The organism is Proteiniborus sp. MB09-C3, from assembly GCF_030263895.1.
GTDB lineage: Bacteria > Bacillota > Clostridia > Tissierellales > Proteiniboraceae > Proteiniborus.
The window spans coordinates 1,494,726-1,516,604 of the sequence record NZ_CP127161.1 but is presented as its reverse complement, the minus strand read 5'-3'; the positions used below and the strand labels follow the sequence as shown (position 1 = coordinate 1,516,604).

Genomic DNA, 21,879 nt, shown 5'->3' with positions numbered 1-21,879 from the left:
TAGAAAATCCAACAAATGGTTGACATAATTAAGGTCAAATATGCTACAATTTACCCATGATATCATAAGAAAGGGTGGTAGCATGAGATATATAGAAGGAATAAATAGAAAAAGTAAGATTGCATTTCCTGAATATATAGATGACTATATATCAGAAGATAATCCTGTGAGAATAATAGACGCATTCGTGGCATCATTAGATATGATTGCACTAGGCTTTAAAAATGCAGTGCCTAAAGATAAAGGCAGACCTAGCTATGATCCGAAAGATTTACTTAAACTATATATTTATGGTTATATGAATAGAATAACATCATCAAGAACATTAGAAAAGGCTACTCAAACAAATATAGAAGTGATGTGGCTACTAAGAAGATTAACTCCAGATTTTAAATCAATATCTGACTTTAGAAAAGATAATAAAGAGGCCATAAATTTAGTATTTAAACAATTTGTAGCTCTATGTAAAGAATGGGATCTTTTTGGTAAAGAGGTAGTAGCCGTTGATGGTTCTAAATTTAGAGCTTCTAATTCCAAGAAAAACAACTTTAACACCAAAAGTCTAAATCGTAAGATTAAATATTTAGAAGAAAAGACTGAAAAATACATGGCAGAAATAGAAGAAAATGATGATAAAGAATCCCTTGACCGTAAACCAAACAAAGAAGAAATTAAAGAGAAAATTAGGGAACTTAAAGAACGAAAGGAAAAATACGAGGCATATAAAGAAGAAATAGAAAATGGCAAAACAACAGAAACATCAACAACAGATCCAGACTCAAGGCTAATGGCCGTAAATAACAATGGGGTCGATGTATGTTATAATGTTCAGACTGTAGTAGATGGCAGGCATAAATTAGTAGTAGATTGTGATGTCATAAATAACCCGACTGACCATGGGATGTTAAGCAAAATGGCTAAAAGTGCAAAAGAAATATTTGATGTAGAAGAACTTAAAACCCTAGCAGATAAAGGATATTACAATGCAGTGGATTTAAAAATATGTGAAAAGGAAAACATAATCACCTATGTTGCAAAACAGGTATTTCCAAACTCTACAGGGAAAGAAGAATTTTATTTAGATAAATTTAAATATGATAAGGAAGAAAACGTCTATATATGCCCTAAAGGAGAAAGGCTTTATTCCAGAAGACAGAAACCTATAGATGAAAACACAAAAGAAATAGTATATAGAAATTTTGAGGCTTGCGGTAAATGTGAATTTAAAGATAAATGTACAAAAGATACGAAAGGAAGACGAATAAGAAGGTCTATAGATCAAGATTGCCTAGACATAGTCGATGAAAGGACCTCAGAAAACAAGGAATTCTACAGACAGAGACAAATGATTGTAGAACATCCCTTTGGAACAGTAAAAAGAGGATTTGGAATTACGTATTTTCTGACAAGAGGCTTAGAGTCAGTGAAGGCGGAGGCCTCTTTGGCCTTTTTAGCCTATGATATGAAAAGAGTGATAAATATACTAGGTATAAGAGAAATAATAAGGAGGTTAACAGGTAAAAAGGCACCCGTTAACCCACTATTTTCCAAACATGCAATATTATTTGGTAACATTAAACAGCTCATAGCATAAAAGACTACGGTAATTACATTGGAACAGGTATCCATTTTTGCACGGTCTGACGGGAACTTTGGCTTTTTTTAATCGAAGACGTTGTTAATTCATTAATATTAGTATGCAATAAAAAGTAATATAACAATATACTACAGCATATGAAATGTCATTTAATAATAATCGGAAACGTCAAGTTGTTGATTAAAAGTGACTATTAAGCTGGAAGGAAAAGTAAAACCAGAATCTGTCATGTTATGCTAGGGAAAATAAATAGCAGTCAATATTTGAAAGTGAAAATGATACTGATTTCACCTAACGATGGACGCCCTTGTTTTTAGCCAATGGTCGCGACTACCAAGCTCTAACGGCCTTTCACCGTCAAACTGCCACACATCATAAGAGCCAAGGTTCCTGTCCCCTTGGTCTATCTAAGACTTGACTCAGGCGGTAAGGATTAGAGACAAAGCAGGGGGCTAATCAGCACTTCATCCCCTTGCTTCTTCATTTTAGCTTAAGTTTATTAAGCCCACTCAAAGCAAACAAAACCTTCTCTTTAGACAAAATAAATTCAAATATAATAGTGAATTAAGATTACAAACAATTTCGCCCAAATTATTAGCAAAAATCCAAACAAAAAATACGCTTTTAATTAGAAATAGAATCTCTTATTTTTATATACACCGATTACTAAAAATACAACTGATAGCAATAGTACTACTAAGTACTTTGTTATAATAGCATGAATTGTTACTCTATTTCCATTTTCAAATATACTTATATATGTAGTAAGCTCAGATCTTATAAAAATTGCAAATAGTTCGTAGATAAGTAAGAACATAAAGTTAATAATAGTTGATTTCAGCGTATATATTAGCATATATGCTAATGATGTGAAAAAAAAGCATTGAATAGCTGTTTTTAAAAATTCAAAAAAGATATTATCCCAAAATATACTATAAACTAGAAATAATATTCCTACATGTATAATATACAAAAGATATATTATGAGTATTTCAAAGACCTTTACTTTACCATGACTTTCAATACAGTACAAGACTTCATTTCCGTCTTCTGATATATATTCTTTAAATATAAAAGTAATCCACCATATAGACATAATAGGTATATATTTTTCGGTTTCTCTAAATATCAACATATAAGAGCTTTCTAAATCTCCGGACATAGCCACCATGCCAATATTCAAAACAGGAAGAAAAATATATAAAATAATCAAGGGAATAAAATAATAAAATTTTAAATTTTTGAAGGAAAGATATATTAATTGAATATTCATAAGCTATATACCCTTTATTATACACATATACCCATCTTCTATAGTGGGGTTTAAAGACTCATATCCTAGTCTTTTATTTGAAAGTACCCGTAAAAATTTCTCCTCATTTTTTAAAAAAGATTTTTGAATATAGCAATCAGGGTCAATATTAGTACCTTCTTTTACCTCAAAAACTTTTTCATCAGCCATAGAAATAATTTCTTGGCAGCTGCCTGTTTTTAGCACTCTTCCATCATTCATAATTATCAATTTATTGCAGCATGCTTCAACGTCCTCCACAATGTGAGTAGAGATTATAATTAATTTATTTTTCTTAATAGAGGATAATATGTTTTTAAATCTTAATCTTTCTTCTGGATCAAGACCGGCAGTTGGCTCATCAAAGATTATTATCTCGGGCTCCCCAAGCATTGCTTGTGCAATCCCCAGTCTCCTAATCATACCACCGGATAAGGTTGATACTCTATCATTGACTTTATCATCTAGATTTACTATTTTGAGAATCTCTTTAATATAAAGATCTATAGAATCTTTAGGTATTTTTTTTAATACGCTGAAATATTGGAGGTTGTCATATACAGTCAGTTCTTTGAACAATCCAAATTTTTGGGGGAGATAGCCAATGCTTTCTGCAAAAGAACCATTATTCTTTATTTCAATGCCTTGGAATTTTATACTCCCTTTGCTGATGTTATAAAGATTAACTATACATCTTATTAATGTTGTTTTGCCTGATCCATTTGGACCTAAAAGTCCATATACTCCAGGATCAAGACTTATAGATATATTTTTCAATACTTCTTTTTTCTTAAATGATTTATCTAAATCCAAAATTTCTAACACTCTAAAGACCTCCTTTTGTTAAGCTTCTAATAAAGCTAATTGGATCTCTTCTATCATCTTTATCGCATAAAAAATCATAAATACTCTTAATAACATAGTCTTCACCTAATTCCTCTACTTTTTCAAAAAACAACCTACGCAATTCAAAAGCTTTATCATCTCCAAACTGTACTTTAGGTATGTTAAAAGTTCTATCCTCATATATTAAATATTCAAAAAACATATTTTTAATTTCCATCTTCTGAGAGTCTTGGGGAATAGTAGACTGCAAAAAGCCATATGTTAAATTATCTTTATCTAAGCCACGCACAAAAATATGGTCGCTATAGCTAACTATTCCACCCCCTAATACTTTATAGTAAAATGTACCTGGTATTTGAAAAACCTTTTTATCCATAATATTAAGTCTCTCAATATGTGGAAATATACTGATATAAGGTTTCAATAAATTGTCAACTTCTAATAGTGTGGTAATATCTTGCTCTTTTAGTACTAAACTATAAAAGGTATTATCTCCTACTTTCTTTTCCTCTACAAATCCCCCAACTAAAGTCATTACTTGTGCTTTGCCAGAGAAGTTATTTTTATCTTTATTTAAATTAGAATAAATATCTAGTTTAGATTTTATCGTTGCATCAAAATTAACGTTATATTCTCTTGCTATTGGAATAAATACTGATTGTTGTTTTATATATATTTTATTATATCCTTCTATTGGATAATAGGGGAAGCTACCTGGAAGTAAAACACCCTGTGAGTTACTATAGAATACTGGACTGTATCCACTATAAGTAATTCTTATTTCTTCTAGTTTATCAGAAGTAGGGTTTAATATTTCTAAATAGTCTCCATCCCTTTTAAATTCCAATATTTTATTATCTTTATCAAGTATTTTCTTAACCTTATAATTCCTATATAATGTGAATTTATAACTATCTAAAGGCTTCTTTTCATTTAAAGAAATTTTTATATCGCTATATAATTGCCTGTCTATAATTAGTTCCATACTGTAAGCTGATATACTAAAGTCTGCGGTTTCTTCTTTTTGTACATCATGCCTATAATATAATTCATCAAAAGCAATATACCCCTTAGGGTTATAATCTTTCTTTACTATGCTACCTGAGTTTGTATATAAATAAAAATTGAAAGCAGAAAATAACAGTAAAGACATAGTTATAAAGTTTAGTAGTTTTGACTTTTTAATTCTGAACTTCAATAGAATAAAGTAACTTAGAAGGCATGTCCAAAAGGCTTGCAGATTCCATCTATAAGGTTCTATAGATAAACCATAAAGCGTTTCTTCAAACCAATCTAAGTTTGGTGGCAAAATATTAAATATCTCTCTAAGAGGATATATATCTATCCCAAACCCCATGAAGAAAACATAAGGCACAAATTCAGAAATAGGGCTTACTAAAATCCCCAAAAATATCATTAGAAGGTATGCCAAAAACTTTTTTAGATATAGAGAAATTATAATTCCAATACAACTACCTAAAAATGATACTAAAAAAACATTTAAGAGATTATTTAAAAATACATGATATGCAAAGGATATTGATTTTATGTTCGTTGCAAAGTATGAAATATAATTATATACCATTACATTTAAAGTCATTATAAGTATGATCATTATTAAGACTATGAGTTTAGAAATATATAATTTTAGTATTCCTCTATCCATAGTTAAAAAGCATTCTAATATATGATCATTTTTACTTTTCATTAAATATTCATAGGATACAAATAGGAAAAAAATGAAATATACTATACTCAATTTTTGACTAATTTGAAGATAATATAAAGCATCTTTATGAATTGACAGCTTATACATGCCTTCAATTAAATATGCATTTATTATAACGAAAAATGCGATAAATCCTAATGATAAGTACCTGTTTTTAAAAAACAGCTTAAGATTATTTTTTACTAAGGAAAGCATTGTAATTTCTCCTTTTAATAATATTTATAAATACTATTAGATGGGGAATCTCTTCACCATCTAATAGTATAGTTTAAAAAATAAAGTTAATGAATATTTTTGTAGCTAATATTTTATTTCCCCTACAGCTTCACATCCTACAAAACCCCATCCCCAGGGATTAAGCTCTAATTTCCAGCTTGCCTCTTCATCTTCATCTACTCTTCCTGAAGAGCTAGTGCCGGCATCCATAAGAGATTCACTAACATTAATCCAACCTTTGCCTGGAAAAGAACGATGTACAATAGCATATACACCAAATAAAGAGTTAGGTGAATTAGCTGCATAATAGTTTACATAATCATTAAGGCCTATAGTACTTGATGTAACTGATGATTGATCAGCTTTTAAGTAAACAGTAGTACTTTCAGCATTTACACTAACTGATAAACATACTAAAACGAAGCATAATGCTAAAAACTTAGCCAACTTATTTTTCTGCATTTTTAAACCTCCTTAAAATTATTGTTTTTTTACTAAATGATGCACCATTTAGTTCTATATTTATATATGCATATATAGCCATTAAAAAGTAAGCCTAACCCTATATCCTCAGTACAAAGTATAGGGGATTAGGAGATTATTTGCTGGTCTCCTTATCACCCTTATAAACTGTCTTTTGTTAATAAATTACTTAGTATTTCTCTTTTCCTTCTTTTGATTTATCAGATATCATTATTGCTTTCATATCAAGCTTTTCATCAATGTTTCAATTAACCTACATTATCTCCATCATCTAATCTCTTCTTATTTGATTCAAAAGTACCACAGTTCTATTTTTAGTACAAGCCTTTTGGCATAAACGGTCGTTCAAAAGGCATAAACGACATGATTTTAGAGATTTCTCATATTCCTTATTTATTTTAGTCTTCATATATATAACCAAAACAAGAGATGATTTGTGACACTTTTTTAAAAATTTCTATTGACAGCCATAGGTTACATGTGTAAACATAGTTGAGGTTATAACAGTAAACTGGAGGTGATAAAATGGCGTCAAGAATAACTGATTTAGAGTCTTTAGTAATTTTGGCTTTTTTGATCTAAGACTTTGTTAGTTCATTAATATTAGTATGCAATAAAAGGTAATATAACAATATACTACAGCATCTGAAATATCATTTGATAATAATCGAAACTGTCAAGTTGTTGATTAGGAGGGACTATTAAGCTAAAAGGAAAAGTAAAACTAGAATCAATCTATCATTTTATATAAATAGGCCGCCAATGGTTGCTATTACCAGGCTCTAATTGTCTTTCACCGCCAAGCTGACACCCATGCTAAGCACATCATAAGAGCCGAGGTTCTGAAGTGCACCCCAAAAGTTAGACAATAAAATTAACTTTTGGAGGTGCATTTTTAAATGAGCAAATATAATAAAAAAGATAAAATTAAAGCTATCAGATTAATTCAAAACGAAAATTATTCAATAAGAGCTGTTTCAAAAGAACTAGGTATTTCTAAATCTACCATTGCAAGATGGTGGAATAGCTATGATATTCATGGAGAAGCTAGCTTTTCTATGAATCCTAGAAAATATACTGGTGAATTTAAAATAGAAGTAGTAAAATATATGCATAATAACCATCTATCCCTAGACCAGGTATCTGCCCTGTTTGGAATACCAGGTACAACTACTGTTCAAAATTGGGAACGCATATATAATGAGGAAGGAGAAGTTGGTCTTTTAACTGAAAGACGTGGAAGATCACAAAAACAAGGTATGAAAAAAGATAAAAATGAAATAAATATGGACTCCTTAGATAATGCTACAGAAGATAAATTAATATTAGAAATCAAAAAGCTTAAAGCAGAGGTTGCCTACTTAAAAAATCTATAGCCTTAAAGGAAGAAAAAATGAGCTTAAAAACAAAGAAAAAGCACAGGTAGTAAACTCTTTAAGGCATGAACACGATCTAAATACCCTGCTAGAAGTTGCAGGATTAAAAAGGTCAACATTTTACTACCATATGAAAAGATTCGACATACCAGATAAATATGAAAAAATTAAAGAAAAGATAAGGGAAATATATGATAGCAGTAAAGGTAGATACGGCTATAGAAGAATAACTATGTCCCTAAATAGCTTTGGCTTTGTAATTAATCACAAAACTGTACAAAAACTTATGAAAGAACTAAATATCATATGCCAAGTGAGAATGAAAAAATATAAATCCTATAAAGGTGAAGTAGGAGAAGCAGCATCAAACCTATTGAAGAGAGATTTCTCAGCAGAAAAACCTAATCAAAAGTGGGTTACAGACATAACAGAGTTCTCACTATTCGGGGAAAAATTATACCTATCACCAATACTAGATTTGTTTAACGGAGAGATCATTAGTTATTCTATTACAAGTAGACCACACTTCGGGCAAGTAATGGAGATGCTTGATATTGCATTTGAAAAGCATAAAAACTTAGAAGGTTTAACATTTCACTCAGATCAAGGGTGGCAATACAGACACAAAAGATACAGTTATCGATTAAAACAACTAGGAATAAAGCAAAGTATGTCCAGAAAAGGAAACTGTTTGGACAATTCAGTAATTGAAAACTTTTTTGGTTTGTTAAAATCAGAATTACTATATCTTCAAAAATTTGATGATACAGATCACTTTAAGAGAGAACTAATAGATTACATAGAGTGGTATAATAAATACAGAATAAAGACCAAACTAAAAGGATTAAGCCCTATCCAATATAGAGCTCAATCCTTATCAGTAGCTTAATTCAAAATGTCCAACTTTTTGGGGTCAGATCATTCCTGTCCCCTTGGTCTCCATTCCTCTAAATAAAAAAACAGGTAAGAGATTTATATTCTTACCTGTTCTTACTATCTATATATTATTCTAAGCTTCTGCTAATTTCTTATATTTTTCATATCTTTCTTTAGCATCTTTTTCTGCCTTAGCAAATAGATCTTCTGCCATTTCTGGGAATGTCTTTAACAATGATGTATATCTTACTTCACCGTTTATGAAGTCCCTAAATGATGCAGTTGGTTCTTTTGAATCTAGTACAAATGGGTTCTTTCCTTCATCAGCTAATGTTGGATTGTATCTATATAGATGCCAGTATCCAGACTCTACTGCTTTCTTAGCTTGATTTTGAGTACGTCCCATTCCTTCTCTTATTCCATGGTTAATACATGGAGCATAAGCAATGATTAGTGATGGTCCGTCATAGCTTTCAGCCTCTAGTATTGCTTTTAAGAATTGATTCTTGTCAGCACCCATAGCTACTTGTGCTACATATACATATCCATACTGTGCTGCAATCATTCCAAGATCTTTCTTCTTAACTTTCTTACCTGAAGCTGCGAATTTAGCAACAGCTGCAGTTGGTGTAGATTTAGATGATTGACCTCCTGTATTTGAATAAACTTCTGTATCAAATACAAGCACATTTACATTTTCTCCTGATGCTAGTACATGGTCTAATCCACCATATCCGATATCATATGCCCAGCCGTCTCCACCTATAATCCACATAGATTTTTTGATTAAATGATCCTTTTTATCAGCAATTTCTTTTAATATTTCATCTGCTCTTTCATTGCCAGTCTTGATGCTTGCTAATAATGGAAGTATCTTAGCAGCTGCTTTCTTAGAAGCTTCTGCATCTTCTTTTCCTTCTATCCATGCATTAAATGCTTCTTTAATTTCATTAGATACATTTAATTCTACTAATTCTTTTGCTAAATCTTCTAATTTATTTCTAATTTGTTTTACTGCAAGTGCCATACCATATCCATACTCAGCATTATCTTCAAACAATGAATTTGCCCAAGCTGGTCCTTTTCCTTCTGCATTTTTGCAATAAGGAGTTGAAGGAGCTGATCCAGACCAGATTGAAGAACAACCTGTAGCATTAGCTATCATCATTCTATCTCCAAATAATTGAGTAACTACCTTAGCATATGGTGTTTCTCCACAGCCTGCACATGCACCTGAGAATTCAAGCAATGGTTGTGAGAATTGGCTGCCTTTTACTGTTGTAAGTGGCAACAAATCGTCTTTTACTGTTACTGTCATTGCATATTCCCAATTAGGTACTTGAGTCTCTAATTGTTCTCCTATTGGTTTCATAATTAGTGCTTTTTCCTTAGCTGGACATATGTCAGCACAGTTTCCACAGCCTGTACAATCTAATGCACTTACTTGCATACGATATTCAAGACCTTCTAGACCTTTTCCTATTGCTTTCTTAGTTTCAAAGCCTTCTGGAGCATTTTTCTTTTCTTCTTCGTTAACTAAGAATGGTCTAATAGCAGCATGTGGACAAACAAATGAACATTGATTACATTGAATACATTTGTCTATTTGCCATTCTGGCACATGAACTGCAATACCACGTTTTTCATATGCAGCAGTTCCATGTGGGAATACTCCATCTTCAACACCTTCAAATGTGCTTACTGGTAAAGAGTCTCCTTCTTGTCTATTCATTGGAACTAATACATTCTTGATGAAGTCTGGAACTTCTTTAGCAACAGCTGCTTCTTCTTGAGCTTCTGCATTCTTCCAGCTTTCTGGAACACCTACTTTTACTAATGCATCTATTCCCCTATCTATAGCAGCATAGTTCATATTAACTATCTTTTCGCCCTTCTTACCATAGGATTTATAAGCAGCTTCTTTTAGGTATCTTACAGCATCATCTATATCAATTACATCTGCTAGTTTAAAGAATGCTGATTGCATAATTGTATTTGTTCTATTGCCTAAGCCTATTTCTTCAGCTATTTCAGTCGCATCGATTGTATAGAATTCTATATTGTTTTCTGCAATATATTTCTTCATGCTAGCTGGAAGCTTTTCATCTAATTCCTCAGGTGACCATATGCAGTTTAGTAGGAATTTTCCACCTTTTTTCAAGCCTTTCAATAAATCATATTGATTTACATAAGCTTGAGTTGAGCAAGAAATAAAGTCTGCTTCATCAATTAAATAAGTAGATTTTATTAGTTGTTTTCCAAATCTTAAGTGAGATATTGTAACTCCACCTGATTTTTTACTATCATATGCGAAATATCCTTGTGCATATAGGTCTGTATTATTACCAATAACTTTGATTGAGTTTTTATTTGCTCCTACTGTTCCGTCTGAGCCTAATCCCCAGAACTTACATCTTATAGTTCCTTTAGGAGCTGTTTTAATTTCTTCTTTTATTTCTAATGATTTATGTGTAACATCATCTATTATTCCTAAAGTAAATCCGTCAGCTGGTTTTGCAGCCTTAAGATTGTCAAATACAGCTTTAACTTGTGAAGGGGTAGTATCTTTTGAACCTAAACCATATCTACCACCAACTATTAGTGGTGCATTTTCCATGTTGTAGAATAATGTTCTAACATCTTGGTATAAAGGTTCTCCTAATGCTCCTGGTTCTTTTGTTCTATCTAATACAGCAATTCTCTTAACAGTCTTAGGTAATACGTTAAAGAAATATTTTGCTGAGAATGGTCTATATAGATGAACTTTTATTAAACCATATTTTTCTCCGCCAGCGTTTAGATAATCTATTGTTTCTTCTATAGTTTCACATACTGAACCCATAGCAACTATTATGTTTTCTGCATCTTCTGCACCATAGTAGTTAAATGGATAGTATTCTCTGCCTGTAATCTTAGTTATTTCTTTCATGTAATCAGCTACTACGTCAGGTACTGCATCATAGAATTTATTTGCAGCTTCCTTAGCTTGGAAGAAAATATCTGGATTTTGTGCAGTTCCTTTTGTATAAGGATGCTCAGGATTTAATGCTCTATTTCTAAACTCATTAATTGCATCATAATCCACTAATTTTGCAAGATCCTCGTAAGATATTTCTTCAATCTTTTGAATTTCATGTGACGTTCTGAATCCATCAAAGAAATGAAGGAATGGCACTCTTGATTTAATAGAAGATAAATGTGCAACTCCTGCTATATCCATTACTTCTTGAACGCTTCCTGAAGCTAATAAGGCAAATCCTGTTTGTCTAGTTGCCATAACATCTGAATGGTCTCCAAATATTGAAAGAGCATGACCTGCTAAAGCACGTGCAGTTACATGGAATACTCCGGGTAGAAGTTCTCCTGCTATTTTATACATATTTGGAATCATCAATAATAAACCTTGAGAAGCAGTAAAAGTAGTAGTTAAAGCACCTGCTGAAAGTGAACCGTGTACAGCTCCTGCAGCTCCTGCTTCTGATTGTAACTCTGCAACATGTACTGTTTGACCAAACATATTTTTCTTTCCATGGGCCGCCCATTCGTCAACAAGCTCTGCCATAGTTGAAGATGGAGTTATAGGATAAATTCCTGCGACTTCTGTAAATGCATATGCAACATATGCAGCGGCAGTATTTCCGTCCATGGATTTCATAACTTTTGCCATTTTTGTTTCCCCCTTATATTTTAAAAATACTGTATACAATACATTCCTTACCATTAAGTATAGTAGACTATTTACTTAAAGTCAATAAATCTAACGCTTATTAAATCTTACAAAAATGTTTTAATTATCAAGAACTTATATTACTCAATCATTCTGGTTAAATTATTGGGGTTGTAGTACTAAATCTTTTTTTGCCTTTAAAACCTAAAAGCTCTGTTAATCTTTCTGTAGAAAAATTAACAATCAAATGTTCTGGCATGCCAACAGATGTCAATACCTCTATTGCCTTATCAAATCTTCCAACATCAAAGGCTATATGAGAGTCACTTCCTACAGTAATCATTACTTCATGCTCCTTGCATAGCCTAGCGATTTCAATGCAGTTGTTTAGACTTCCATGCCTGCTTGAAACAAAGGAACTGTTATTTATCTCAATTAGTGTTCTTGTTTCCTTAGCCTTTTTTACTATCTTCTCATAATCTACTGGAAATGCAGGATTTCCAGGGTGGGCAATTATGTCTACATTTTTATTTTCCATTGCTTTTATGATTGCATTAGTATTTTTATCAACTCCTCCTGATTCAATGCAGGCTTCATGCAATGAAGCAATGACAATGTCTAGCTTAGCTAAATGCTCATCAGATATGTCTAGATTTCCATCGTAGTCCATTATATTTGCCTCTACTCCTCTTAATATCTGTACACCATATATAGTTTCTGGAATGACTTTCTGGTTTAAAATATGAAATATATTTGAGGCCCCTCCCATAGCAGGTCCATGATCTGTTATGGCAACCATTTCTAAGCCTTTATTATTTGCCTCCCTAGCAATCTCTATAACTGTACTATATGCATGACCACTTGCAAAGGTATGACAATGTGTATCAACTACAAATTTCATTAAAACAGCTCCTTTTCTTAATATTAGCCTTGTTTATTGCCACCTTGTTTTTTCATTTCAAATTCATGCTTTAATCTTTTATCTAATTCCATAGCAGCATTGTATCCAAATTGTTTTTGTCTAGTATTTCTTGTAGCTACTTCAAGTATCATAGCAACATTTCTTCCAGGTCTTACTGGTATAGTCAACTGCAATACCTGCTTGCCAAGTATATCAATATATTCATCATCTAATCCTATTCTATCATATTCTTTTTGTGAATCCCAATCCTCTAGATGAACCACTAAATCTATGGCTTCCCATTTTTTAACTGCTCCAACTCCATATAATCTTTCTATATCTAATATACCTAGACCTCTTATCTCAAGAAAATGTCTAATTACCTCAGGTGATTCACCGATAAGTAAATCCTCTCCAAGCTTTTTAATTTGGACAGCATCATCTGCTACAAGTCTATGCCCTCTCTTTACCAGCTCAAGTGCGGTTTCGCTTTTTCCTACTCCACTTTCTCCTGTTATTAGTATTCCCATTCCATAAACTTCGACTAATACCCCATGCATAGTTATTTGGGGCGCTAATGCATCATCAAGGTAATTAATCAGTCTATTAATAAATTTGGTAGTTGTCATAGGTGTTCTTAATATGGTTCTGTTATACTTTTTAGCCGCCTCAATTATTTCGTCAAATACTTCTAGGTTTCTTGTAAATACTACTGCTGGTATTGGGTATTGAAAAATTGTATTTAATCTGCTTACTCTAACGTTTTTTTCGAGTCCAGCTAGAAAATGCCACTCTACATTTCCAATTATCTGAAGCCTTTTATATCCAAAATATTTGAAAAAGCCTACAAGCTGTAATCCTAATCTACTTAACTCAACTCTAGTTATTTCAGATATGGAGTTCTCAGACTTATGAATAATCTCTAATTCCAAATCCTCAATTAATTTATCAATTGATACTGACCTCATTATACTCCTCCTTCGTTTCAATCACCTATTTATTCTATGTGGCATTCTTAAACTTATATTCGCTAATAGTAAGGCAATTTTTCCATGAAACAAGCTTAAGCTTATTTTACTCTAAAAAAATCGTATACCTGCTGAGCTGCTAATTTGTTCATGCCTTCAATGTCGGCTAGTTCTTCAATTGTCGCTTTTTTTATATTATCTACAGAACCAAAGGCTTTTAAAAGGGCTTTTTTTCTTTTGTCTCCAATTCCTCTTATGTCATCAAGCACTGACCTGATCATTTTTTTATCCCTAAGACTTCTATGATATGTTATAGCAAACCTATGGGCCTCATCCTGTATCCTTGTTATTAGCTTAAAGCTTTCACTATTTGATGGTAAGCCTATTTCTGTATCCTCATAGGTCAAAGCCCTAGTCCTATGAAAGTCATCCTTTACAAGTCCACAAACAGGTATACTAATACTTAAATCTTTCAATACCTTCTTAGCCACATTTACCTGTCCTTTTCCTCCATCCATCATAATAAGGTCTGGAAAAACTGAAAAGCTCTCAACTGCCACAATATTTTGCTCAATCATATTTTTTTCTTTAATTCCTCTATTAAACCTTCTATATATAATTTCCTCCATACTGCCATAATCATCTGGCCCAATTATTGTTTTAATTTTGAACCTTCTATAGTCGCTATTTTTTGATTGACCGTTTTCAAATACCACCATAGAACCAACTGATTCTACACCTTGTATATTTGAAATATCGAAGGCCTCTATTCGTCTAGGTATGTCATCAAGCTTCAGGACGTCCTTTAGTTCATTTAATGCCTTTTCATTGCTTGCCAGTTTTCTTTTTATCTTATCTCCATACTTATCTAACATGTCTAGTGCATTTTTTCTTACCATTTCAACTAAAAGATTCTTTTCTCCTCGTTTTGGCACCCTTATACCTACTTTCGAGCCTCTTTTGTCACTGAGCCAGCTAGTTACTGCCTCAATATCCTCGAATTCTTCCTCTATAAGTATTTCCTTTGGCACATATGAACTACCTATATAAAATTGCTTTACAAAAGAGCTAAGTATCTCTCCTCTACTTTGGTATTCAGTATCTGTAAGTATAAAATGCTCTCTGCCTGTAACCTTTCCTCCCCTTACAAAGAAGATTTGTACACAGGCCTCATCTATTCCAGTTGCCATCCCTATTATATCTTGATCTACCATAGTAGTTGACACTATTTTCTGTTTTTCTAACATTAGATTTAGTGAATTTATTTTATCTCTATATTTTGCAGCATTTTCAAAATCCAAATTCTTAGCTGCTTCCTTCATTTTATTCTCTATTACTTCTATAAGCTTTTCCTCCTTGCCACTTAAAAACATGATAATCTCATCTATCATTTCCATGTATTTTTTTTCTTCTACATCATGGTAGCAAGGACCAAAACATTTACCTATATAATAGTTAAGACAGGGTCTTTTCCTTTTTTCATTTTTATCAAAATTCATTTTACATGTTCTAAGGGGATAAAGATTGTTGATAATTTCTAATGTATCATTGACGGCTCCAACACTTGTATATGGTCCAAAGTATTTTGCTCCGTCCTTAATAATTCTCCTAGTTTTCATCACTCTTGGATATTTCTCATTTGTAGTAACCTTTATATATGGATACTGTTTATCATCTCTCAATAAGATATTATACTTAGGCTTATGCTTTTTTATTAAATTTGCCTCAAGTATCAGCGCCTCAACTTCAGTATCTGTGATGATATATTCAAATTCTTCTATATTTTTTACCATTGCATTTACTTTAGGAGTATGATTTTTAGATGATTGAAAATATTGTCGAACTCTTTTCTTTAATGATATCGCTTTTCCAACATATATTATCTGGTCATCTTTGTTTTTCATTAAATATACACCAGGTTTATCTGGCAGCTTTTTTAGTTCTTCTTCTATGTTAAACAATGATTTCACCCTTATTTCTTTATTAATATATAATTATAATACCACATTTGATGTTGTTTAAATTTAAAAAATGTATATAATTTAAATAATAGAAAGTTTTTATTCGGGAGGTAAATTATGTCGCAAACTAAGAAAGTAGCAATATTCTTTTTATCATTTTTCATTACACTAATTGCAATATCTCTATTTTTTCAATCTATGAATCCACTTATGGTAAAGATGGATGAAAGTGTAATGTTCAATATCATTTCTCCATTATTTACTACTATTGGACTAGTGTTATTCATTATATTGCAAGCATTGATAAGATATATATTTTATAGAAAGATACTAAATTCTAATACTAGTTTTGTATCTGCTAATATAAGCAAATTTGGTATGAAGGAAAAATTGATTCCTTATGCCTTTCTCATACTTATACACTTAGCCCCGTTTCTTGGAAAAATAGTGTTTGATTATACCTTTATGATTAGAATATTACTATTCATAGGCTCTGTAATCATTATTGAATTGTTATTGAGGATATCTAACCGAAGCACTAAGGTGTTTTTTCAGAGAAATGGTATATTAATCACGGGCTTTGATGGAAGGATTGAAATTCCTTTTGGTGTACACATAAATATAATTAATGACTCAGGCTTTTATAGCTACAATGATATTGAAGAATACGAAGTATTCCCAGATCGTATGGAGCTTAAGCTTATAAATAATTATGGTAAAATTGTATTTATGGCTAACGGAGAATTAAAAAGACAGGTTACTGGTTTGATGGTGCAAAATAAAATACCTGTAAAAAATGTAACTGAGTAAGGAGAAACATCGTCCTTGCTTTGCTTAGATAATATAGTATAATAAACTTATCAAGAAAATAAGAATGGTGATTTTATGTTTGATTTTGATATAGTCTTTTTATTGTCATCATTATTTGTATTTAGCTTTATTATTGTTTATTTAGTGAATAATATAGGCACGAATAATTTATATAGTATATCTATTGATACAGTTAAACTATATAATCCAATACATCTTATGGTATATTTTATTGCAAATAATTTATATACCCAACTTTACGATGCCTATAATAAATATAGAATCTGGATTTTCTACGTTGAATTCTGATATTTTACTATTACATTTTTTCATAATCAATAAAATATCAGAAGGGGATGCATAAATGCTTACTAATGTTTTTCAATTATTATTAAATACTGTGAATAGTTTTACTAGTGACTATGGCTTAACTATAATCATAATAACTATTATGATAAATATAATGCTATTACCTTTAGTTATTAAGCAAAAAAAATCTATGAAGGATATTCAAGAATTAAATAATAAAGTCAATGAAATAAAGGATAAGTACAAGAACAATGAAAAAAAGATGAATGAAGAATTGCAGAACCTATACCAAAGTAATCCTAAATCCCTATTAGGTTTTGCATTGCTATTTATTCAGGCCCCAATCTTTGTCGTACTACACAAGTTATTCACAAAAAATATAGTTAATACTACAACAAAGATTATGCCTTGGGTATCTTCATTATCATTACCTGATCCTTATTTTATTTTACCTATTATTTATGTGCTAATACAGTTGATGCCCAGTCTGCTATGTTATTTAAACTTGATTAAAGGCAAAAATATTCCTAAACTATCTGCACAAACCTTAGTTTTTCCTGTAATTATGGCATTACTATTTGTAGCTAAAATGCCGTCTGCCTTGGGAATATATTTCGTAACCTCTTCCCTTATACAAAGCATTCAACAAATTTCTCTATAAAATTCGGGGTAGCCAGTTGCTAAAATGGGACACTATAGTTATAGCTATATAACTCTATATGGTTCTGACAGAGGTAGTCATTCACAATTAATTTTTTAGGAAATCATGAAATCAAGGGTGAAAAGAAACTATTTCACCCTACTTTACATGTTTTTTAAATAAAATATAGCTAATTGAGTTCTGTCTCTTAAACTTAATTTATCTAGAAGTATAGTTATATAATTTCTTACAGTGCCTTCGCTCAGGTAGAGCTTAGCTCCTATTTCTTTATTAGATAGTCCCTCTGATATAAGCTTCAATATTTCCAGCTCTCGTTTCCCTAATTCATAATATATATTGCCTTTTTTATCAGGTTTATCCTTTAGCATTGATGTCAAAGTGTCTGCGACCTCTTTATCCAGAACAGTATTTCCTCCATATACTGTTCTTAAGCTATCTACTATACTATCAGAAGATTGATTCTTTAATATATAACCTTCTGCTCCGTTCTTTATTGCTTCTCTTATGTATTCATCATCCTTAAAGGTTGTCAATATGATGATTTTAATATCATTGAAATGTTCTTTTATAAGCTTTGTGCCCAGAACCCCATCCATAATAGGCATTCTTATATCCATAAGAACTATATCTGGTCTATTTTTTTGACATAGCTCAAAGGCCTGCTGTCCATTTATTGCAGTCCCTACTACCTCTATATCGGACTCTAGACTGAGAAGTATTTTTAAGCTGTCTCTAATTAATCCATCATCATCAGCTATGAGAACTTTCACTACTCACACCTCCTTGGGTATTTTCCCTTGGAATAATAGCTACAATCATAAATCCATTCTTAGCACTAATAGAAATACTTCCTCCTATGTTGTTAAGTCTTTCCTTCATTCCACTAATACCTAGGCCTTCTGTTATCTTTTCACAGCCTACTCCATTATCTTTGATGAATAACCTAATAAATTTATTATATAACTCAATATTAATCGTCACATTATCAGCTTTAGAATGTTTCATAACATTAGTCAATGCTTCCTCTATGCTGTGGCTGATTATTTCCATGTTAGCTGCTGAAATATTATTGAAATCACCCTTAAAGCTAAAATCTACATGACAAAAAGAAAAGTCAGCAATAATCTGTTTGATGTACTCTATGCCTGTCTTTTCTTTTGGTTTTATATTATGAACAGTATCTCTGAGAACTACTAGGGTATTTGACAGGTTTTCAATAGATTCCTGAAGCAGCCTATCTGACATTTTATCGTCTCTAATTCTAAGCTTTAATGCAGCCTGTAGCTGTAATAGAATCCCAGCAATTTTATGTCCTACAGTATCATGAATTTCTCTTGCTATTCTATTTCTTTCATTGACTTCTGTTATATGGGCTATTTCCTTCGACATATTTATAAGCTTTACTCTGCTTTGCTCTAGCTCATACCTGTACTTCCTTTCTTTATCATAGCTTTCCTTATAATTTCTCTCCTTTACCTTTAAACTAGTGCTCACATATGCAAAAAAACAGCTCAAGGCTATCAGCAAAGAAAAATCTATAAATCTGCTTAAGTCTAATGAATAATATCCAAGCAGCAGTGTAAATATCACTAAGAAATATATCCTTATCCTTACAAAATCATAAGCCACAATAGCAAATAGAATCATGAATAATAGATTATGCTTCACTCCAAGAGCTATAATCATGATTTCAAATACAGCTATAATAACACTTATGATTGAGCTGTTAATATATCTTTCTTTAAAAATGCTTGAAGATATGACAATCAAAATAATTATTACATCAATAGGAGCTACTTGCCCTGAAATAGACATTTTAAATATCATATATACAAGGAAGAATGTCTTAAATATATAATTCATAATTGTCATACCTCCTCTCATGTATTCAATAGTATAGAATTTCTACACTTTATATAGAATTCCCTTTTAATTTTCTACGCTATTTCTTCTACATAATCCTATAAGGAAAAATGTAAGTGAAAAGAGTGCGAGAATACATATTTCCAAATATATAGCACTTATATCTGGTTTTAGAAGCTGCTTCTCTATTCCTTCTAATACCCAGGTTGAAGGTACAAATCTGCCAAGCTGTTGTAAAAAACCAGGCATAATTTCTCTAGGCCAGAAGCAACCTCCAAGATAACTTACTGCTAATATAATAAACTGAGACAGCACATTGCTCTGCCCTAAATTTCTCGAAAAATTATTTATGGCAACAGACATAGCCACACTGCAAACTCCGAATAATGCTAACAATACTACTACCCCTAGAATTGAGGAACCTAGAAATAGGTTAAATACTTTTATTGCTATAATGAGTACTAGGGTAACCTGAATGCCTATAATAGCTATGGAACTTAGAATATTTTCAAACATATAGCTTTTAGCAGTGATTGGAGAACTAAAAATTCTAGGATATGTTTTATACCTTTTATCCTCAAGCATAAGTCTTGCAGCATTATTAGAGAGGTACATCATGAACATGACAATAAAGCCAAAGCTCTGCAGTAATTTATCCTGTGTTCTATCTGTTCCCTCAATGGTTTTATATTCAGCATTAAAACTGCCATTTTTGTAGAGCCCTAGACCCTTATAGAACCTCACATAATCTCCTTCTGCCACTCTTGCAATATTCTTAGCTGCATTTATATTATTATTTAATGCAACGCTTAAGGGAGTAGTGTCTCCTGTTTCTTTTATCTTGTATGTACTTATTTTAGGCGTTTTATTTGTAATAATATCTTCAGTAAATCCATCAGGAATTTTAATAGCAAAATCTATAGTTAAGTTTATTAGTTTATCATTTATACTATCTTCTTCTACTAATACTACCTTACAGCTGCTTTCTATGCTTGTAATTAGGAATTTACTAAGCTCTGTCTTATCATAATCTACAACTCCTACAGTAAGAGGAAAGCTGTTATTAACCACTACAATGGAAAAAATCATTGAGAATATGGGAAGTACAAACATAAAGATTATGCTGCTCTTTTTCCTTAATATCCTTCTAAAATTATTCTTAAAAATATTCATCTAAATTCCTCCTTCCTGCAAGGGAAGATATTGCAAAGGCTGCAATGGTAATACCCCATATTACAATTAAATATGTTTGAATTTCCACGGGGCTTCCTCCATATATGTTATTAAACAATATTCGCTGTATCATATAATTAGGCGACAGGTATGAAGCCAATTCCTTAGTTTTAGGTCCAAAATCGCCTATAGGAAAATATCCTCCACCTAAAAATGTGAAAATCATAACTGCTAGATTTAATATCATAGAAACTTTGCCTGCGTCCTTAAATACGCTATAAACCATTATTCCTATGCCAACTGCCATGATAATAGCAGAAAAGCAAGTAAATAAAATAAATGGCATATTATTACCCCAATTTGCTTTGAAAACATATTTAGTACATCCAATTATAATGAAAACCTGTAGAATCAATGTAGTTATAGTAGCTAGCAATCTACCTAAAAAAAGCTGATAGTTTTTCAATGGGGAGCTTTTAAGTCTTATTTCCGTTCTTTGATACCTATCCTCTGCGATTAAATTGGCCCCATGAATGGTTCCATACATTATAGACATAACGAGCATAGTCACAGCATAGTAGTCTATTGCTCTAGGTAATTTTCCTGTTATTGAAATAGGTACCTCTTCTATATTGCTATTTGATATTGGAACAAAACCTTTATCACTTAATTTTTTAATAGCCTCCATAGAATTGCTAGTATTTATAAAGCTATCTATTAAGCTTTTAACAATTGAAGCTCTATAGTTACTGTATTGGCTATTGTAAACCTTTATATTTACCTGTTCTCCTAAATTTAGATTTTGAGAAAAGTCCGAATCAATCATTACAATAGATGTAGCCTTTCTATCTCTTATTAGGTTTACTCCCTCTTCATAAGTAGAAACTTCTTTAAGCTCTATGAAAGATTTAACATCCTCACTATTTATAAACTCATGAAATGCTTCTCCTGCCCATCCCTCATCCTCATTTATATAGCATATGGTAGTTTTGCTTATTGATGATACAGTGTTAAAAGAAGAGCTTAGTGCAGTTCCTAGTATCAATGTACTCATGAGTGGCAATAAAATCATAAGACTTAGGCTTTGTCTATCTCTGAGGTTTCTTATAATTCCATAATAAGCTATATTCAGCATATTCATAGTCTCACCGC

At 31.6% G+C, this 21,879-nt stretch carries 17 protein-coding genes; 5 read left to right on the top strand and 12 right to left on the bottom strand.

Annotated features, from left to right (window positions below; translation table 11 throughout):
* Positions 1-82: 82 nt before the first annotated feature.
* Positions 83-1,594, top strand: a complete 1,512-nt coding sequence (locus QO263_RS07280) for an IS1182 family transposase (protein ID WP_285628223.1) — start codon at positions 83-85, stop codon at positions 1,592-1,594.
* A gap of 631 nt (positions 1,595-2,225) precedes the next feature.
* On the opposite strand, the gene QO263_RS07275 is transcribed toward QO263_RS07280, so the two are convergent.
* The 4 genes from QO263_RS07275 to QO263_RS07260 all read right to left on the bottom strand — a co-directional run bounded on the left by QO263_RS07275 (position 2,226) and on the right by QO263_RS07260 (position 6,141).
* A complete protein-coding gene (locus QO263_RS07275; protein WP_285628221.1) occupies positions 2,226-2,870 on the bottom strand; it encodes an ABC transporter permease in 645 nt (214 codons plus the stop codon).
* Between the two features lie 3 nt (positions 2,871-2,873).
* Positions 2,874-3,713 (bottom strand): ATP-binding cassette domain-containing protein, encoded by an 840-nt coding sequence (locus QO263_RS07270; protein ID WP_285628219.1) that lies wholly within the window; start codon positions 3,711-3,713, stop codon positions 2,874-2,876.
* A 1-nt stretch (position 3,714) separates the two neighbouring features.
* Positions 3,715-5,658 (bottom strand): ABC transporter permease, encoded by a 1,944-nt coding sequence (locus tag QO263_RS07265; RefSeq protein WP_285628216.1) that lies wholly within the window; start codon positions 5,656-5,658, stop codon positions 3,715-3,717.
* 105 nt (positions 5,659-5,763) lie between these two features.
* Entirely contained in the window at positions 5,764-6,141 is a 378-nt protein-coding gene (locus tag QO263_RS07260; protein WP_285628213.1) for a hypothetical protein, read from the bottom strand.
* 920 nt (positions 6,142-7,061) lie between these two features.
* On the opposite strand from QO263_RS07260, the gene QO263_RS07255 reads away from it, so the two are divergent.
* Positions 7,062-7,538, top strand: a complete 477-nt coding sequence (locus tag QO263_RS07255) for a helix-turn-helix domain-containing protein (RefSeq protein WP_285628211.1) — start codon at positions 7,062-7,064, stop codon at positions 7,536-7,538.
* Positions 7,531-8,427, top strand: coding sequence for an IS3 family transposase (locus QO263_RS07250; protein ID WP_285629232.1), 897 nt, complete (start codon positions 7,531-7,533; stop codon positions 8,425-8,427). Before QO263_RS07255 ends, QO263_RS07250 begins: the two co-directional genes overlap by 8 nt.
* A 120-nt stretch (positions 8,428-8,547) precedes the next feature.
* Here the strand turns inward: QO263_RS07250 and nifJ are convergent, their stop codons facing one another.
* The 4 genes from nifJ to uvrC form a co-directional block, all read right to left on the bottom strand.
* On the bottom strand, positions 8,548-12,081 hold the full coding sequence (nifJ, locus tag QO263_RS07245) for a pyruvate:ferredoxin (flavodoxin) oxidoreductase (RefSeq protein ID WP_285628206.1): 3,534 nt from the start codon (positions 12,079-12,081) through the stop codon (positions 8,548-8,550).
* Between the two features lie 157 nt (positions 12,082-12,238).
* Entirely contained in the window at positions 12,239-12,982 is a 744-nt protein-coding gene (locus QO263_RS07240) for a phosphatase (RefSeq protein ID WP_285628203.1), read from the bottom strand.
* Positions 12,983-13,005: 23 nt separating this feature from the next.
* Complete coding sequence (hprK, locus tag QO263_RS07235) at positions 13,006-13,950, bottom strand: HPr(Ser) kinase/phosphatase (RefSeq protein ID WP_285628200.1); 945 nt, start codon at positions 13,948-13,950, stop codon at positions 13,006-13,008.
* 101 nt (positions 13,951-14,051) lie between these two features.
* Positions 14,052-15,911 carry an excinuclease ABC subunit UvrC gene (gene uvrC, locus QO263_RS07230; protein ID WP_285628197.1) on the bottom strand — a complete coding sequence of 620 codons (1,860 nt, stop codon included), beginning with the start codon at positions 15,909-15,911 and terminating at the stop codon, positions 14,052-14,054.
* A 117-nt stretch (positions 15,912-16,028) separates the two neighbouring features.
* On the opposite strand from uvrC, the gene QO263_RS07225 reads away from it, so the two are divergent.
* Positions 16,029-16,721: a hypothetical protein gene (locus tag QO263_RS07225; RefSeq protein ID WP_285628194.1), complete on the top strand. Its 693-nt coding sequence runs from the start codon at positions 16,029-16,031 to the stop codon at positions 16,719-16,721.
* 364 nt (positions 16,722-17,085) lie between these two features.
* Positions 17,086-17,691 carry a YidC/Oxa1 family membrane protein insertase gene (locus QO263_RS07220; RefSeq protein WP_285628191.1) on the top strand — a complete coding sequence of 202 codons (606 nt, stop codon included), beginning with the start codon at positions 17,086-17,088 and terminating at the stop codon, positions 17,689-17,691.
* Between the two features lie 143 nt (positions 17,692-17,834).
* Here the strand turns inward: QO263_RS07220 and QO263_RS07215 are convergent, their stop codons facing one another.
* From QO263_RS07215 to QO263_RS07200, 4 genes are all read right to left on the bottom strand, one after another.
* The gene (locus tag QO263_RS07215; protein ID WP_285628188.1) at positions 17,835-18,461 is read right to left on the bottom strand and encodes a response regulator transcription factor; all 627 of its coding nucleotides are present in this window, start codon (positions 18,459-18,461) and stop codon (positions 17,835-17,837) included.
* Complete coding sequence (locus QO263_RS07210) at positions 18,442-19,554, bottom strand: sensor histidine kinase (protein ID WP_285628185.1); 1,113 nt, start codon at positions 19,552-19,554, stop codon at positions 18,442-18,444. The genes QO263_RS07215 and QO263_RS07210 overlap by 20 nt, the downstream gene beginning before the upstream one ends.
* A gap of 66 nt (positions 19,555-19,620) precedes the next feature.
* Positions 19,621-20,727: an ABC transporter permease gene (locus tag QO263_RS07205; RefSeq protein ID WP_285628182.1), complete on the bottom strand. Its 1,107-nt coding sequence runs from the start codon at positions 20,725-20,727 to the stop codon at positions 19,621-19,623.
* Entirely contained in the window at positions 20,714-21,868 is a 1,155-nt protein-coding gene (locus QO263_RS07200) for an ABC transporter permease (RefSeq protein ID WP_285628179.1), read from the bottom strand. Before QO263_RS07200 ends, QO263_RS07205 begins: the two co-directional genes overlap by 14 nt.
* Positions 21,869-21,879: the final 11 nt, after the last annotated feature.